This window comes from Pseudomonas haemolytica, from assembly GCF_009659625.1.
GTDB lineage: Bacteria > Pseudomonadota > Gammaproteobacteria > Pseudomonadales > Pseudomonadaceae > Aquipseudomonas > Aquipseudomonas haemolytica.
Genome location: NZ_VOIW01000005.1, coordinates 229593 through 243309, shown reverse-complemented (window position 1 = coordinate 243309; position 13717 = coordinate 229593). Strand labels below are relative to the sequence as shown.

Genomic DNA, 13717 nt, shown 5'->3' with positions numbered 1-13717 from the left:
GCTTTCCCTTTGAACTGGGTGGGTTTCGTGGCTCATGCTAGTAGGGGGACGGAGGTGCTGCAATGAGGGATTTCCCTCAGTGCAGGCTTGACACGCGTGTGGGCTGTAGCGCAGCCGTGCCATCGACTGTTCAAGGTCACGCGCACGCTGTCGGACCTTGAACAAGCCGGCGAAATAACACGCAAACATCTGGCCGAGGGGCAGCAATATTGACCGACAACGCACCTGCCGGTGTCACCCCTTGGTCAGATCAACCAACGGCGTCTGCCGCACCTCAGTCTCCCGCCCCGCCTGAATCTCGCTCACCTGCTTCAAGGCCTTGTCTACAGCCGCCTTATCCGCCAACAAGCTGTAGCTGATGCGGAACTGCTTGTGTTCCTTCGGCCCAATGGTGGGCACCAGGTTCAGTGGCCGCTGATAACGGCGGTTGTAGGAAAAACTAGTCCCCGGCTCCAGCCCCGTGACATAGCCCTGGCCTTGGGTATCGGTGTTTTTCCACAGGGAAAATACCGGTAGTGTCTGGGTATTGAAGCCGACCGAAACGCCGAGGCTGCCAGCCTTGTTATGCAACACGGTCAACGTATCGCCCTTGGCGTCGGCATACGGCACCACGTTGTAAACCGTTTCGTCGTAGTCCTTGGTCGGTGCGCGGTAGGTTTGCCAGTCGGGCAGATCGCCCTTGGCCTTGTCGTTGAACGGCGACACCTGTTTCACCGGTGCGGCAAAACGAGCGCCCTGCTCCAGGAACGGCGTGCTGAAGTTACTGTGGTACAGCGCCTGGTATTCCTTCGGATAGTCGCCGTTGTTGGTCAGCGTATCGTTGAGGGCGAACACTACACTACCGGGCTCGGTGACCAGTTCGGTCGCGACAGAGAAATCGACCTTCTTGAACGCCTGCTCTTTCAGTTCGCCACGCAGGGTGATGGCGTACGGGGGTTTTTCATCAATGTGCAGGGTGACTTTATTCGCAGGAATATTGGCAGCCCGACCGTGCAGGGTCAGCAGTTCGCCGTTGTCGACGCCGGGGTGGCCGACCCATTCGTATCCGCAGCGAGCGACCAGCTCGTTGAAACCTTCCAACCAGCCCAGGCCACCGCGGCCATTGAGTTCGATGAAGGACGGATTGACCACGTCCTTGACCGGCGAATCCCAGCCCATGCGCACATCGCCGACCGAGGCCTGCAAGACGTTCATTCCGCGAGTCGGCACCACCGAGAGTTTCATCGTGCCGTTATCGATGTCGACAATGCTGACGCCCTCCTGCCGACCGCCGTGCAAGGTGCGCAGGGTAACGCTGAAGGGTGTGTCGGTGTGTATGCCGAGTTGCTGGCTGGTGACCTGCCAGTTCTGGGCGGCTTTGTCGGTGTCGAGCAAGACGTAATCCCAGGCTAGGGCGTGGGAGGTGGCGGACAGTGTGCTGAGGGCGAGGAAGAGTTTGAGCGGGGTCATGGCGGTAGCCTTTCTTGGAGTTGTGCGGGTTTTATAAACTCGATGAAACGTTTCAGCAAGCTTCAAAAACGACACGACGCGGGGAAATGCCAAGAAAGAATGGTGACGAGTCGGAAAAGTGAGTCGATGCTGTAGCCAGCAAACCAGCCCCCAAAAGGTAAATAACCTTCAGAGAGCCCTCGCGTTACTTGGCGAAGCATTTGCATCAACAAGAAAGTTAGACCAGATTGAGGAAATGCTCATTTTATAAAACCAAAAGGCAGAAACTCGCTTGACTCAAATAGACCCGCCCGAACATCACACTTTAGGCTGCATTATGATATACCAGCCTTGAATGAGCCAGGCATGAAGGACGCTCACTACGACACCTAAGGCCGTTTACTTATAAAAATTAACGGGGAGTTTTCCTGTTGCTCTTTAACGAGTGCTTCTCCTCTTGCAATTTTCACGAAACTCCTTAATGCATCCACAGCAAAAAATCCGAAACAGGGTAGCGTAAACAAAACCAAGAGCAAGTATTTTGGCTCCAGCCCCAACGACTTAATCATTAAAAATGGAGAAAAAGCAAGGAAGCACCCTACCATGTAAACGAGTATTGCAAGGGCTTTTCTCCAAACTCTGGAAAAGTGTTTTTTATATTTATACCGAAAATCTATTTTATTACTCGCCTCTACTAGCTCTACATATCTACGCGCCAAAACATAATCCTTGAGCCGTCTTTCGGCGTCAGACAACGAAATTAAATATTTAATTTCCGAAACTTTCATCGACACAGTTCCGGCAATCGCATAGTACCCTCGCTCAATAACAAGATGATGTAGTTTTGGGTTTGCTTCGATGTCTCCCAAGAACTCTTTTGCGAATCGATAATCGTCTTTTAGGCGGAGCCTGCTTCCCATAGAAAACTCATAAATTATTTTAGCGATGCCCGCCATCGCGGCCAACGCCAAAATAATTTTTATAATCTGCTCAACGTCCATTACTACAACTCCCTCCGGTGAATACTTTACAAAGTCGAGCTTATTATCGCCCCTCGTTCATGGGACTCAATAGTGAGTTCATCTTTTGGGAAAAACCCTCCATTCACCTCGCCCTATCGCCGCTCCACCAAAAAATCTACAAACGCCCTCACCCTTGCCGGCATCGCCGCTCCCCCCACAAACACCGCATGAATCGGCTCCACATCCCCCGGGTTAAACCTCTCCAGCAACACCACCAACTCCCCCCGCCTCACTTCCTCCAACACACTAAACGCCCCAATCCGCGTAATACCCGCCCCCAGCTTCGCCAACTGCGCCAACGCCTCTCCACTATTGCCCTCAATCGTCCCCGCCACTTTCAGCGAAAACTCGCGCCCATCTACCCGAAATGGCCAATCCGGCGCCGCCCGGCGGAAGTTGAAGCGCAAGCAGTTGTGCTGGAGTAAATCCTGCGGCGTCACCGGCGTGCCGTGGCGTGCCAGGTAGTCCGGGGAGGCGACGATGACTTGGCCGGTGGAGCCGATGTGGCGGGCGCTCAGGGGGCTGTCGGCGAGTGGGCCGAAGCGGATGGCGACGTCGGCCTGGCCGCCGAGGATGTCCACGACTTCATCGCCGAGCATCAGGTCTACAACGATGGCGGGATAGCGGGCGCTGAAGGCGGCGATCAGCGGCACGATGGTCAGGCGGCCATGGGCCAGGGCGGCGCTGACTCGCAGGCGCCCGCGTGGGGCGCCCTGGTCGGTGATGGCGTCTTCGACTTCGGCCATGTCCGCGAGGATGCGGCGGGCGCCGCGCAGGTAGGCTTCGCCTTCGGCTGTGAAGGTGATTGCTCGGGTGGTGCGTAGCAGTAACCGGGTGCCGATGCGCCGTTCGGTGCGGGTGATGATGCGGCTGATGGCCGATGGCGTCAGCCCCAGGGCTCGCGCCGCGCCCGACAGGCTGCCGTGCTCGGCGACCATGGCGAACACTTCCATCTCTCCCGACCGACCGCCTATGTCCATTTGTGCTCCCTGCGCAAAGCTGTAGTTCCCAACCGTGGGCTACTGCTTGAAAAGGCAGGATTGTAGCATTTGACTCACAGATGAGGAGTCACCCATGCGTATCAATCCACCCCTTGTAGCGTTGTCCATCGGTGCCTTTGGCATCGGGGTCACAGAGTTTGCCCCTATGGGCATGTTGCCCGGTATTGCCGCCGATCTTGATGTCTCCATCCCCGCCGCTGGGCTGTTGGTGAGTGCCTATGCCATGGGCGTACTGATTGGCGCGCCGATCATGACCCTCGCCACGGCCAGGGTGCCACGCCGTTATCTGCTGATCGGGCTGATGGCGATTTTCACCTTGGGTAATTTGCTGTCGGCGCTGGCCACCGACTACCAGACCTTGATGATCGCCAGGCTGGTGACGTCGCTGAACCACGGGGCCTTCTTCGGTATTGGCTCGATTGTGGCCGCGAGTGTGGTCGCGCCGGAGAAGCGTGCGGGTGCCGTCGCGGCGATGTTTCTGGGGCTGACCCTGGCGACTATTGGCGGTGTGCCCTTGGCCACCTGGTTTGGCGAAAACTTCGGTTGGCGTACGGCGTTCTGGGGCATCAGTGGGCTCGGTGCGGTGGTGATGGCGGCGCTGTGGTGGGCGTTGCCGAATACGCCCGCGCCAAAAGGTGGCAGCCTGATGGCGGAAATTCGCGTACTGGGTCGCGGGCCGGTGCTGGCCGCGCTGGCGCTGACTGTGGTGGGCTCCAGTGCGATGTTCACGGTGTTCACCTATATCGCGCCGATTCTGCGCGATGTCACCCACGCCTCGACCAACTTCGTCACCGGGATGCTGGTGCTGTTCGGTGTCGGGCTGACCCTCGGCAACGTGTGGGGTGGCAAGTCGGCGGACCGTTCGGTGGACCGTACCTTGATCACCTCGCTGGTGGTGTTGATAGCCGTGCTGCTGGCCTTCTCGGTGCTGATGCAATGGCCGCTGCCCGCCGCCTTGTCGATCCTGCTGTGGGGCGCCGCCAGTTTTGCCTTGGTGCCACCGTTGCAGATGCGGGTGATGGAGGCTGCAAAGGATGCGCCTAACCTGGCTTCGGCGATGAACATTGGTGCGTTCAATTTCGGTAATGCGATTGGCGCGGCATTGGGCGGCGCGGTGATCAACGCCGGGCTGGGCTACCCGGCCATTTCCTTGGCGGGCGCGCTGATGGCGGGCTTGGGCTTGCTGATGGTGCTGGGTTTGGGCTGGCGTTCGCGGCGTGCGGGTTTGCGTAATTGCCGGGAAACCGTGGAGGCCTGAGCAGCAAGCTGGAAAGGCCCCGCCAACTACCTTATAACTACGCCCCCTAGTCAAGGAGACGCGTAATGAAAACCATGGTAGTTGGCGCCAGCAAAGGCCTGGGCAAAGCCCTGATCGAGGGTTTGGGCGAGCCTGGGGATACGCTGATCGGCGTGTCCCGCAGCCGTCCCGAGCAGCTCGACCACAACCCTGATGTGCAGGTGCAGTGGGTCGAAGCCAACCTGGCCGAACCCGCCAAGGCGGCGCAGGTCATTGAAGCCGCAGTGGCTCAGGGCGGGCTGGATACGCTGATCTACAACCTGGGTATCTGGGAAGAGTTTGCCTTTGATCCGGCGTACAACTTTCTGGGCGACAGTGATGAGCAGCTTGAAGCTATTGTCACCTGCAACATCACCTCTACCCTGCTGCTGATCAAACGCCTGCTGCCGGTGCTACTTAAAAGCGCCAACCCGAGGATTATCCTGACCGGCTCGACCTCCGGCCTGCCGCAAAGTGGCCGGCCGGAGGTGGCGTTCGGCGCTTCCAAATTTGCCCTGCGCGGGATTGCCGATGCCTTGCGTGAAGGCTATCGGCAGCAGCGCCTGGGCGTCACCTGCCTGAACCTCGGTTACCTGAACACCCAAGACCCGTTGAGCACACCGCTCGCAGTCGCGGCGCAGCGCGGTGAAGGCCAGTCGATTCCGGTGCATGACGTGGTGCTGGTGGTGCGCATGACGCTGAGCCTGTCTTCGGCCAGTTTCGTCAAGGACATCACCTTGCCGGCGATTCTGGATGAGCGGTTTTAAACCGAGAAGAACGCCAGGGGCTATCGTCTAGACTTCACACTCCTATCAACCTGAGGAGCTTGCGATGAACAATAAAAATACGATCTGCCTCTGGTACAACGGCGATGCCGTGACCAGCAGAGACCCGGCCATCGCCAAGCGTGCGTTTGACGCGGTGATGAGCATGACCAAGATCGATATTGCGGCTATCGAAGCGGCCATTGCCGGAGGCTGATGTGGGAGCGCTCGAGCCCCCGCGCTTCACCCATGCGCCAAAAAAAGTCATGCATCGGACCGCCAGGTTGCGACCCGGACAATACCGGCCTATGTTCGAAGCCACGCTGCGCATTTTGCTGTCCCGCACCCTACGCCCATTCCGTAACCTGGTGACGACATGCCCACACCTTCACGCCCTGCCGTACTTGAACTGATTGGTAACACACCGCTGGTCAAGGTCAGCCGCTTCGATACTGGCCTTTGCACGCTGTTTCTCAAGCTTGAATCGCAAAACCCCGGCGGGTCCATCAAGGACCGCATCGGCCTGGCGATGATCGACGCCGCCGAGCGCGACGGCCGCTTGCGCCCTGGCGGTACCATCATTGAAGCCACCGCCGGCAATACCGGCCTGGGCCTGGCGCTGGTGGGCCGGGCCAAGGGCTACCGGGTGGTACTGGTGGTGCCCGACAAGATGTCCACGGAAAAAGTGCTGCACCTCAAGGCCATGGGCGCCGAGGTGCATATCACCCGTTCCGATGTGGGCAAGGGCCATCCGGAGTATTACCAGGACGTCGCCGCACGCTTGGCCAAGGATATTCCGGATTCGTTCTTCGCCGACCAGTTTAACAACCCGGCTAACCCGCTGGCCCACGAGACCAGCACCGCGCCGGAGATCTGGGCGCAGACCCAGCATGATGTCGACGCGATTGTGGTCGGCGTCGGTTCGGCCGGCACCCTCACCGGCCTGACGCGTTTCTTCAAGCGTGTGCAGCCCGAGCTGGCGATGGTATTGGCTGACCCGGTGGGGTCAGTAATGGCCGAGTACAGCCGCAGCGGCAAGCTGGAAACCCCCGGTTCCTGGGCGGTAGAAGGTATCGGCGAGGACTTCATTCCCTCGATTGCCGACCTCTCCAGCGTCCGCCACGCCTACTCCATCAGCGATGAAGAAAGCTTCGACCACGCCCGCCAACTGCTCAAGGCCGAAGGTATTCTCGGCGGCTCGTCCACCGGCACCCTGCTCGCCGCCGCCCTGCGCTATTGCCGGGAGCAAACCGAGCCCAAGCGCGTGGTGACCTTTGTGTGCGACACCGGCACGCGTTACTTGTCGAAGGTCTACAACGACCAGTGGATGAACGACGCCGGCCTGTTGCAGTACAAGCACTACGGCGACTTGCGCGACCTGATCGCCCGCCGCTTCGAAGATGGCCGTGTGATCAGCGTAAGCCCCGACGACACCCTGCTCACCGCCTTCCAGCGCATGCGCCTGGCGGATGTGTCGCAACTGCCGGTGCTGGTAGACGGCCAGCAACTGGTGGGCGTCATCGATGAGTCCGACATCCTCTTGGGCCTGCACCACGACGCCGCGGATTTTTCCATGACCGTCGCCAGCGCCATGACTGACACCTTGCACACCCTGGCCCCCAGCGCCAGCCTGGCTGAACTGCAGGCGGAACTGGATCGCGGCCTGGTCGCCATCATTGCTGACGCCTCAGGCTTCCACGGCCTGATCACCCGCGTCGACCTGCTTAATCACCTACGGAGATCCCTTGCATGAGTCAGCCCGATAAAAGCGCATTTGCCACCCGTGTGATCCACGCCGGGCAGTCACCCGACCCGACCACGGGCGCGCTGATGCCACCGATCTACGCCAACTCCACCTACCTGCAAGACAGCCCCGGCGTACACAAGGGCTTCGACTACGGCCGCTCCCACAACCCCACGCGCTTCGCCCTGGAACGTTGTGTGGCCGACCTTGAAAGCGGCAGCCAGGCCTTTGCGTTTGCCTCGGGGCTGGCGGCGATTTCCACCGTGCTCGAGCTGCTGGATGCTGGCGCGCATATTGTCTCGGGCAATGACTTGTATGGCGGCACGTTCCGGCTGTTCGACAAGGTGCGCCAACGCAGCGCCGGGCACCGCTTCAGCTATGTCGACTTGAGCGACCTGTCGGCCTTTGAAGCATCGTTGCAGGACGACACGCGCATGGTTTGGGTCGAGACCCCGAGCAACCCGCTGCTGAGCCTGACCGACCTGCGCGCCGTCGCACGTATCTGCCGTGACCGCGGGATTATCTGCGTGGCCGACAACACCTTCGCCAGCCCGTGGATCCAGCGCCCGCTGGAGCTGGGTTTCGACATCGTGGTGCACTCCACCACCAAATACCTCAATGGGCATTCCGATGTGATTGGCGGTATTGCCATCGTCGGCGACAACCCTGACTTGGCCGAGCGCCTGGGCTTCCTGCAAAACTCCATCGGTGCCATTGCCGGGCCGTTTGACGCGTTCCTGACCCTGCGCGGGGTGAAAACCCTGGCGCTGCGCATGGAGCGCCATTGCAGCAATGCCCTGGACCTGGCCACCTGGCTGGAGCAGCAACCGCAGGTATCGCGGGTTCACTACCCCGGCTTGAACTCCCACCCCCAGCACGCGCTGGCAAAACAGCAGATGCGCGGGTTTGGCGGGATGATTTCGGTGGACTTGAATAGCGACCTGTCCGGCGCTACGCGCTTCCTTGAAAACGTGAAGATCTTCGCCCTGGCCGAGAGCCTGGGTGGCGTGGAAAGCCTGATCGAACACCCGGCGATCATGACCCATGCGAGCATTCCCGCGGCAACACGGGCGCAGTTGGGGATTGGTGATGGGTTGGTGCGATTGTCGGTAGGGATTGAGGATGTGGAGGATCTGCGCGCAGATTTAGCCCAGGCCTTGGCACACATCTAACGTCAAACATCGATCAACATGTGGGAGGGGGCTTGCTCCCGATAGCAGTGTATCAGTCAGCTTATTTACAGCTGACCCACCGCTGTCGGGAGCAAGCCCCCTCCCACATTGAATGTGCAATCAGCTCGATATTATGTTGGCGCGAGCCGCATGCAGCTTCTTGTAGCTGTCGATCAAACGCAAATGCCGGTCCAACCCTTCCAGCTTCATGCTGGTCGGCGTCAGCCCGTAAAACCGCACGCTGCCCTCGACCGAGCCAATCACCGCATCCATGCGCTCATTGCCAAACATGCGCCGGAAGTTGGCCTCGTAGTCCGCCAGCTCCAGGTCGTCATCCAGCTCCATCTCCAACACCGCATTCATCGCCTGGTAAAACAGGCCACGCTCGGCGGTGTTGTCGTTGTACTGCAGGAACATCTCCACGCACTCCTTGGCCTCTTCATACTGCTTCAAAGCCAGGAAGATCAGCAGCTTGAGCTCCAGGATGGTCAGTTGGCCCCACGCCGTGTTGTCATCGAACTCGATGCCGATCAGGGTGGTGATATCGGTGTAGTCGTCCAGCTCGCTTTCTATCAGGCGCTCGACCAGCGCCTGCAACTCTTCCTCGTTGAGGCGGTGCAGGTTGAGGATGTCTTCGCGGAAAAACAGCGCCTTGTTGGTGTTGTCCCAGATCAGGTCGTCCACCGGGTAGATTTCCGAGTAGTCCGGCACCAGGATGCGGCAGGCGGTGGCGCCCAGGTGCTCGTACACCGCCATGTAGGACTCTTTGCCCATGCCTTCGAGGATGCCGAATAGCGTCGCGGCTTCCTGGGCGTTGGAGTCTTCGCCCTGGCCGGAGAAGTCCCATTCGACAAATTCATAATCGGACTGGGCGCTGAAGAAGCGCCACGACACCACGCCGCTGGAGTCGATAAAGTGCTCGACGAAGTTGTTCGGCTCGGTGACTGCCTGGCCTTCGAAGGTCGGCTGCGGCAGGTCGTTCAAGCCTTCGAAGCTACGGCCTTGCAGCAGCTCGGTGAGGCTGCGTTCCAGCGCCACTTCCAGGCTCGGGTGTGCACCGAACGAAGCGAACACGCCGCCAGTACGCGGGTTCATCAACGTCACGCACATCACCGGGAATTCACCGCCCAGGGACGCATCCTTGACCAGCACCGGGAAGCCCTGGGCTTCCAGGCCCTGAATACCGGCGAGGATGCCAGGGTATTTGGCCAACACCTCGGCAGGGACGTCCGGCAGGGCAAATTCGCCTTCGATGATTTCGCGCTTCACCGCCCGCTCGAAGATCTCCGACAAGCACTGCACCTGGGCTTCCGCCAAGGTATTGCCGGCGCTCATGCCGTTGCTCAGGTAAAGGTTTTCGATCAGGTTGGAAGGGAAATACACCACTTCACCGTCGGACTGACGCACGAACGGCAGCGAAACGATGCCGCGGGCTTCGTTGCCGGAGTTGGTGTCGAACAGGTGCGAACCGCGCAGCTCGCCATCACGGTTGTAGATTTTCAGGCAGTAGGCATCGAGGATTTCACTCGGCAACTCATCGTTGCTACCCGGCTGGAACCAGCGCTCATCCGGGTAATGCACGAACGGCGCATTGGCCAACTCTTCGCCCCAGAACTGATCGTTGTAGAAGAAGTTACAGTTGAGCCGCTCAATGAATTCACCCAGCGCCGACGCCAGTGCGCCCTCCTTCGTCGCGCCCTTGCCGTTGGTAAAGCACATCGGCGAGTGTGCATCGCGGATATGCAACGACCAGACGTTGGGCACGATATTTCGCCACGAAGCGATCTCGATCTTCATGCCCAGCCTGGCGAGAATGCCGGACATGTTGGCGATGGTCTGCTCCAGCGGCAGGTCCTTGCCCGCGATGTAGGTGCCCGATTCGGACGTCGAGTTGGGCATCAACAACGCCTGGGCATCGGCGTCGAGGTTGTCCACTTCTTCGATCACAAATTCCGGACCGGCCTGCACCACTTTCTTCACGGTGCAACGGTCGATGGAACGCAGGATGCCCTGGCGGTCCTTGTCAGAGATGTCCGCCGGCAGCTCGACCTGGATCTTGAAGATCTGGTTGTAGCGGTTTTCCGGGTCGACGATGTTGTTCTGAGACAGGCGAATATTCTCCGTGGGAATATTGCGCGTCTGGCAGTACAACTTCACAAAGTACGCCGCACACAACGCCGACGAAGCCAGGAAGTAATCGAATGGCCCCGGTGCCGAACCATCGCCCTTGTAGCGGATGGGCTGGTCGGCAATGACCGTGAAGTCATCGAACTTGGCTTCAAGCCGAAGGTTGTCGAGAAAGTTGACCTTAATTTCCATGCGGGCACACCAGAATAACGAGCTAAACAAATTGGCCGCCATTATGAAGATTTTCGCCGGGAAGTCTCAGGGTTTTGCGTCTGGGCTGCCGATCGGTGCAGCTCCTGCCGCACAGTTCATTCCCCAAGGCCATTCGCTGGTGGCCTGGACGTTCGGCCTGGTGAGCATCAGGCGTTCACGGCCAAACTGGTTGCGGCAGTACTAATGTGTGCGGGCTTGCTCGCGAATGCGGTGTATCAGTGAAATATTTATCAACTGACAGAACACATTCGCGAGCAAGCCCGCTCCCACATTTGGATTGCGATATGTCAGTTACATAGTGGTCACTGTATAAGCCCTGCATTGGCTGATATGTTCGCACCTCACCCGCAAAAGGACAGGCCATGGAACCGTTAGCGATGAACGCCGCACTGCTGATCATCGACATGCAAAAAGGCATGGGCAACCCCAGCCTTGGCCGCCGCAACAATCCAGACGCCGAACTGCATATACAGCAACTGTTGAACGCATGGCGGCGGGCTCAACGGCCAATCATCCACGTGCGGCATATCTCCCGCTCGCCCGTTTCTGTCTTCTGGCCAGGTCAGCCAGGCTGTGAATTCCAGGACGCACTGCAACCTCTGGCCCACGAGCATGTGGTGGAGAAAAACGTACCGGATGCGTTCATCGCCACGGGCCTGGAGCGCTGGCTGCACACGCGCTCGATCAAGCAATTGGTGATCGCCGGGGTCATCACCAACAACTCCGTGGAGGCCACCGTGCGTTCAGGCGGCAACCTGGGGTTTGACGTTATCGTGGCGGCGGATGCCTGTTTTACCTTCGATCAAACCGACCTGTCGGGGCGCTTGTGGCCCGCTGAAGATGTGCACGCGTTATCGCTCAGTAACCTGGCGATGGACTATGCCAGGGTGCTCCACACCGGTGAGATTCTGACCAATAGCTAAACAGGGCCTGGGGCAAAGACCTCCGCCTGCACAAGCATTTCTAGCAGCGCCTGCGGCCAGACCGTGTCCGTCGTTGCGCGCAATGCCTCAGCCGACCACCAGCGATGATCCGCCATCACCTGGATCTCCTCTGCCGTCCACTCGGCCCTGGAAAGCGCTTCGCCGGGTGCATGCACGACGAAGTACCGCTCGACCGCCAACACGGTTTCGCCGCTGGGCAGCATCAGCGGGAAGCTGCGCTCTGCCACGGATTCGCCGACGCTGCTCACTGTGAGGCCGGTCTCTTCGCGCAACTCACGAATCGCGGCGCTGTGGAAGGTTTCCCCGGCATCGACGCCACCGCCCGGGGTGGCCCAGTAATTCCTGCCGGCCAACGCGCCGTCTTTATGCTCGAAGCGGAACAGCAACACTTGCTGTGCAGGGCTTATTAGCAGTAGTCGTGCTGCTTTGCGTTCACGCATGTGCTTGAGTCCTTTCCTATCACGATGGCACGTCATTTTAACTGCACGAATCTCGGCGTATTCGTTGTGCAAGCACTTCGCGCTGGAGGTTGCTGTAACATTCCCTCACAAACCAATACAGCCAAGCCATTGCGAGGAGCGACAGAGCCATGAAGGACCATGATTCGATGAAATACAAACGCAGGACGTTCAAGGCGCTTGTCGACATAGAGCTCGATGGGGATGGGGATGGCTGGGTAACGTTTGATTGTTTCAGTACACGAAAATCACGCTCTCGCTATTACGGAGAAAAAAGAATCGGCGGTTTGCTGACCCTGCGTCTGTCTCTCTCTTCTCTGGCGCAGCGGCTCCCAACCTTTGAAGCGTCTGAAGGCCAATGGGTGCAACTCAAGGTAGCTTCCCATGCAAGCGAGAATTCGGTTGAAGCGTTAGTCGTTATGTTCGGGGATAACGCTGAGACTGTCGTACTGCACATTTGTGGCATTACGCCCCTGAAGTTGAGCAACGAAGAATATAAAGCTTTCATGCTGGCGTACGCACCGCGCGCTCCGGAAACACTTATTGCGGGTGTATTGGATTTTTCCTTGCAAGACTCAGGCGAACTCTCGATCGCTGCATACGATGTAGGCCAGGGCAACTGTAATGCGATCATCGACAGGTTTGAACACCCGCGTGTCTTTTTTGATTTGGGATGGGCACCCAACTTTCATGCACGAACGCGACCACCGCGTCAGCCAAATTTTTTCTCCTGCGACCACGTCAGAGTTGCACCTGTTGTCCTCTCCCATTGGGATATGGATCATTGGTCCTACGCAATCGCCAGAAGCCAATACAATCCTGCGAGCTTGACCACTCGGCACGAGTGGAACCGTAAGGCGCTGGCTCGCTTCTGGATTGCCCGTGCCCCCGAACGACCAGAACACCAGGTCAGCCCACTAGCACTGAGCTTCTATGAAGCGCTAACAAACAAGCAGCTTATGCCGGGTATCTCGGCCATCCTTCTGTGGCCGGATGACTGCACGCAGATACGATTCTCCGAGGGCTGGCTTGAAGCGTGTGAGCCCACAATGCAAACCCCCTCTGACAGCAACAACACCGGAATCGCGATGTTTGTCCAACCGAAGGGCCAAGGGCCGGCAATTCTCATGACAGGTGATGCCGACTTTCCATCGATCCCCTCCCTCACAAGCAACCGGCAACTTGAGCTAGCCGGTATGGTGGCGCCTCATCACGGGTCGAAGATAACGATAGCCGCTGTCCCCCATCCCAAACCGGGCACTCCGATGAAGCTAGCTCTGTCCGTAGGCAAAGGAAATGAATACGGGCATCCCACACAAGCGTCGCTCGATGCGTATAAAGCTGCAGGATGGCATGGCACAGCGGTGCTCACTCAAGATCGCCAGGTCTGCTGGGGTAACCACAGCAACGAACATGCTCATGGCAACATCCTGCTTAAGTTTTCGGTGGATGCCGAGGACCCAAAATGCGGTTGCTGGAGCGTGCCTGGGGGGTGCTTATGCTTGACGCCAAGTGCCGTCCCTACCCTCCCACCGGTTGCCGGAGTGAAGCCTAGGCGCTGGCGTTAG

Annotated in this window: 12 protein-coding genes and 1 pseudogene; 8 read left to right on the top strand and 5 right to left on the bottom strand. The window is 58.9% G+C overall.

Annotated features, from left to right (window positions below):
* The first annotated feature begins 96 nt into the window (after positions 1–96).
* Entirely contained in the window at positions 97–213 is a 117-nt protein-coding gene (locus tag FRT59_RS17745) for a magnesium chelatase subunit ChlI family protein (protein ID WP_411828935.1), read from the top strand.
* A gap of 21 nt (positions 214–234) precedes the next feature.
* Here the strand turns inward: FRT59_RS17745 and FRT59_RS17740 are convergent, their stop codons facing one another.
* The 3 genes from FRT59_RS17740 to FRT59_RS17730 all read right to left on the bottom strand — a co-directional run bounded on the left by FRT59_RS17740 (position 235) and on the right by FRT59_RS17730 (position 3430).
* Positions 235–1449: an aldose 1-epimerase family protein gene (locus FRT59_RS17740; RefSeq protein ID WP_153871859.1), complete on the bottom strand. Its 1215-nt coding sequence runs from the start codon at positions 1447–1449 to the stop codon at positions 235–237.
* A 368-nt stretch (positions 1450–1817) separates the two neighbouring features.
* Positions 1818–2429 carry a hypothetical protein gene (locus FRT59_RS17735; RefSeq protein WP_153871858.1) on the bottom strand — a complete coding sequence of 204 codons (612 nt, stop codon included), beginning with the start codon at positions 2427–2429 and terminating at the stop codon, positions 1818–1820.
* A 113-nt stretch (positions 2430–2542) separates the two neighbouring features.
* Positions 2543–3430: a LysR substrate-binding domain-containing protein gene (locus tag FRT59_RS17730; protein ID WP_153871857.1), complete on the bottom strand. Its 888-nt coding sequence runs from the start codon at positions 3428–3430 to the stop codon at positions 2543–2545.
* A 94-nt stretch (positions 3431–3524) separates the two neighbouring features.
* On the opposite strand from FRT59_RS17730, the gene FRT59_RS17725 reads away from it, so the two are divergent.
* The 5 genes and pseudogenes from FRT59_RS17725 (at position 3525) to FRT59_RS17705 (ending at position 8407) form a co-directional block, all read left to right on the top strand.
* Positions 3525–4709, top strand: coding sequence for an MFS transporter (locus FRT59_RS17725; protein ID WP_153871856.1), 1185 nt, complete (start codon positions 3525–3527; stop codon positions 4707–4709).
* 65 nt (positions 4710–4774) lie between these two features.
* Positions 4775–5494 carry an SDR family NAD(P)-dependent oxidoreductase gene (locus tag FRT59_RS17720; protein ID WP_153871855.1) on the top strand — a complete coding sequence of 240 codons (720 nt, stop codon included), beginning with the start codon at positions 4775–4777 and terminating at the stop codon, positions 5492–5494.
* 103 nt (positions 5495–5597) lie between these two features.
* Positions 5598–5708, top strand: a pseudogene (locus FRT59_RS17715) (VOC family protein); the annotation flags it as partial.
* A gap of 159 nt (positions 5709–5867) precedes the next feature.
* Positions 5868–7244 carry a pyridoxal-phosphate dependent enzyme gene (locus FRT59_RS17710; protein WP_034119840.1) on the top strand — a complete coding sequence of 459 codons (1377 nt, stop codon included), beginning with the start codon at positions 5868–5870 and terminating at the stop codon, positions 7242–7244.
* Positions 7241–8407 carry a cystathionine gamma-synthase gene (locus FRT59_RS17705; RefSeq protein ID WP_153871854.1) on the top strand — a complete coding sequence of 389 codons (1167 nt, stop codon included), beginning with the start codon at positions 7241–7243 and terminating at the stop codon, positions 8405–8407. The genes FRT59_RS17710 and FRT59_RS17705 overlap by 4 nt, the downstream gene beginning before the upstream one ends.
* A 120-nt stretch (positions 8408–8527) precedes the next feature.
* On the opposite strand, the gene FRT59_RS17700 is transcribed toward FRT59_RS17705, so the two are convergent.
* On the bottom strand, positions 8528–10726 hold the full coding sequence (locus FRT59_RS17700) for an OsmC domain/YcaO domain-containing protein (protein ID WP_153871853.1): 2199 nt from the start codon (positions 10724–10726) through the stop codon (positions 8528–8530).
* Positions 10727–11109: 383 nt separating this feature from the next.
* Here FRT59_RS17700 and FRT59_RS17695 point away from each other — a divergent pair, with 383 nt between their 5' ends.
* A complete protein-coding gene (locus FRT59_RS17695) occupies positions 11110–11670 on the top strand; it encodes a cysteine hydrolase family protein (protein WP_153871852.1) in 561 nt (186 codons plus the stop codon).
* On the opposite strand, the gene FRT59_RS17690 is transcribed toward FRT59_RS17695, so the two are convergent.
* Positions 11667–12131 carry an NUDIX hydrolase gene (locus FRT59_RS17690; RefSeq protein WP_153871851.1) on the bottom strand — a complete coding sequence of 155 codons (465 nt, stop codon included), beginning with the start codon at positions 12129–12131 and terminating at the stop codon, positions 11667–11669. The genes FRT59_RS17695 and FRT59_RS17690 overlap by 4 nt on opposite strands.
* A 149-nt stretch (positions 12132–12280) precedes the next feature.
* Here FRT59_RS17690 and FRT59_RS17685 point away from each other — a divergent pair, with 149 nt between their 5' ends.
* Positions 12281–13717 carry a ComEC/Rec2 family competence protein gene (locus FRT59_RS17685; RefSeq protein WP_153871850.1) on the top strand — a complete coding sequence of 479 codons (1437 nt, stop codon included), beginning with the start codon at positions 12281–12283 and terminating at the stop codon, positions 13715–13717.